Source organism: Harryflintia acetispora, from assembly GCA_004340125.1.
GTDB classification, from domain to species: domain Bacteria; phylum Bacillota; class Clostridia; order Oscillospirales; family Ruminococcaceae; genus Harryflintia; species Harryflintia acetispora.
Window position 1 is genome coordinate 1 of the sequence record SLUK01000019.1, and the last position, 3,027, is coordinate 3,027.

Consider the following 3,027-nt stretch of genomic DNA (forward strand, 5'->3'; position numbering starts at 1 on the left):
CTAGTACCCAGAAAATTGAACAAAGAGCGTTGCAATAAAGCAACAAGAGAATATACACATTAGGACAAGCCCTCGACCGATTAGTACCTCCTGGCTAAATACGTCACCGCACTTACACCTGAGGCCTATCTACCTTGTAGTCTTCAAGGGGTCTTACCTGATTGACTCAGTGGGATATCTTATCTTGAGGTTGGCTTCACGCTTAGATGCCTTCAGCGTTTATCCATTCCGCACATAGCTGCCCAGCTGTGCTCCTGGCGGAACAACTGGTGCACCAGAGGTGCGTCCATCCCGGTCCTCTCGTACTAGGGACAGCTCCTCTCAAATATCCTGCGCCCACGACAGATAGGGACCGAACTGTCTCACGACGTTCTGAACCCAGCTCGCGTACCACTTTAATCGGCGAACAGCCGAACCCTTGGGACCGAATACAGCCCCAGGATGTGATGAGCCGACATCGAGGTGCCAAACCTCCCCGACGATGTGGACTCTTGGGGGAGATCAGCCTGTTATCCCCAGGGTAGCTTTTATCCGTTGAGCGATGGCATTTCCACTCACATACCACCGGATCACTAACTCCAACTTTCGTTACTGCTCGACCCGTCGGTCTCGCAGTTAGGCTGGCTTACGCGTTTACACTCAAAAGCACGGTTTCCGTCCGTGCTGAGCCAACCTTTGAGCGCCTCCGTTACTCTTTTGGAGGCGACCGCCCCAGTCAAACTGCCCACCTAACAATGTCCCCCGACCGGATTCACGGCCGCAGGTTAGAATTCCAGCACCTCAAGAGTGGTATCCCAACGTCGGCTCCACAGACACTGGCGTGCCTGCTTCTTAGCCTCCCACCTATCCTGTACATGAAATACCGAAATCCAATATTAAGCTACAGTAAAGCTCCATGGGGTCTTTCCGTCTTGTCGCGGGTAACCGGCATCTTCACCGGTACTACAATTTCGCCGGGCGGGTTGTTGAGACAGCGTCCAGATCGTTACACCATTCGTGCGGGTCGGAACTTACCCGACAAGGAATTTCGCTACCTTAGGACCGTTATAGTTACGGCCGCCGTTTACTGGGGCTTCAATTCAATGCTTGCACATCTCCTCTTAACCTTCCAGCACCGGGCAGGTGTCAGCCCCTATACGTCATCTTTCGATTTAGCAGAGACCTGTGTTTTTGCTAAACAGTCGCCTGGACCTATTCTCTGCGGCTCATATTTCTATGAGCACCCCTTCTTCCGAAGTTACGGGGTCAATATGCCGAGTTCCTTAACAACCCTTCTCCCGTTGGCCTTAGAATTCTCTTCCTACCTACCTGTGTCGGTTTGCGGTACGGGCGCCTCTGATATTCATAAAGCTTTTCTCGCCTGTCGCTATGAGCACTTCCCTACTAATCTTCAGTCCCTTTCGACCGGGTCTACCAACGCCCGGCTTGCTCACTTTGACAGTGTCCCTTTACTTAAATCTTTTGGCGGCTACGGAATTTCTACCGTATGTGCATCGGCTACGCCTTTCGGCCTCACCTTAGCTCCCGGCTAACTAGGAGCGGACGAACCTTCCTCCTAAAACCTTAGGCTTTCGGCCATTATGATTCTCACATAATTCGCGCTACTCATTCCGGCATTCTCACTCGTATACAGTCCACCGCCGCTTTCGCTACGACTTCTCTCCATATACGACGCTCCCCTACCCCTCATGCTTTCGCATGAAGCCCAAGCTTCGGTGTCAGTTTTAGCCCCGTTACATTTTCGGCGCAGAGCCACTCGACCAGTGAGCTATTACGCACTCTTTTAATGAGTGGCTGCTTCTAAGCCAACATCCTGGTTGTCTTAGCAGCTCCACATCCTTTTCCACTTAAACTGACTTTGGGACCTTAGCTGTGGGTCTGGGCTGTTTCCCTTTCGACAATGAGACTTATCTCACACTGTCTGACTGCTGTGCTAAGATTATCTGGCATTCAGAGTTTGATAGGGTTCGGTAACCTCTCGGCCCCTAGCCCATTCAGTGCTTTACCTCCAGTAATCATACACAACGCTAGCCCTAAAGCTATTTCGGGGAGAACCAGCTATATCCGGGTTCGATTGGAATTTCTCCGCTATCCACACCTCATCCGCCGCCTTTTCAACGGAGGTCGGTTCGGCCCTCCATGGAGTTTTACCTCCACTTCAGCCTGGACATGGATAGGTCACCCGGTTTCGGGCCGAATGCAACAAACTATACGCCCTATTCAGACTCGGTTTCCCTTCGGCTTCAGACCTTAAGTCCTTAACCTTGCTCGTTACATACGCTCGCCGGACCGTTCTACAAAAAGTACCCTATCACACATTGACGTGCTCTAGGTGCTTGTAGGCACAGGGTTTCAGGTTCTTTTTCACTCCCCTCCCGGGGTCCTTTTCACCTTTCCTTCACAGTACTATACGCTATCGGTCACCAGGGAGTATTTAGGCTTGGAGGGTGGTCCCCCCGGCTTCCCACGGGATTCCTCGTGTCCCGCGGTACTCTGGATCCTGCTCGCTGACTCGACTTTTCGCCTACGCGCCTCTCACGCCCTCCGGGCTGCCTTCCCATGCAGTTCGGCTAAGTCTCATCAATGCTAAATGCAGTCCACAACCCCAATGGTATTTCTACCTTTGGTTTGGCCTCTTCCGCGTTCGCTCGCCACTACTAGCGGAATCTCGGTTGATTTCTCTTCCTCCCCCTACTTAGATGTTTCAGTTCAGGGGGTTCCCCTCATACAGCTATGAATTCACTGTATGATGACCGGAAATTACTCCGGCCGGATTGCTCCATTCGGACATATACGGATCAATGCCTGCTTGCGGCTCCCCGTATCTTTTCGCAGCTTGCCACGTCCTTCGTCGGCTCCTGGTGCCAAGGCATTCGCCCTGCGCCCTTTATAGCTTGACCTTATGTGTTGTTCTCTCTCAGCAAATTTGTAGTATTACCCATTTGAATCCTGGACTTTCATCCAGAATCCTTGGTTTTTCCTCAATTCGCAGTTTACTCTTTGTTCAATTTTCAAGGTACTATTGCT

1 rRNA gene is annotated in these 3,027 nt (G+C 51.6%); it reads right to left on the reverse strand.

Going from position 1 to position 3,027, the window contains the following annotated elements:
* Positions 1-60: 60 nt before the first annotated feature.
* Positions 61-2,900 (reverse strand): 23S ribosomal RNA (locus tag EDD78_RS13800).
* Positions 2,901-3,027: the final 127 nt, after the last annotated feature.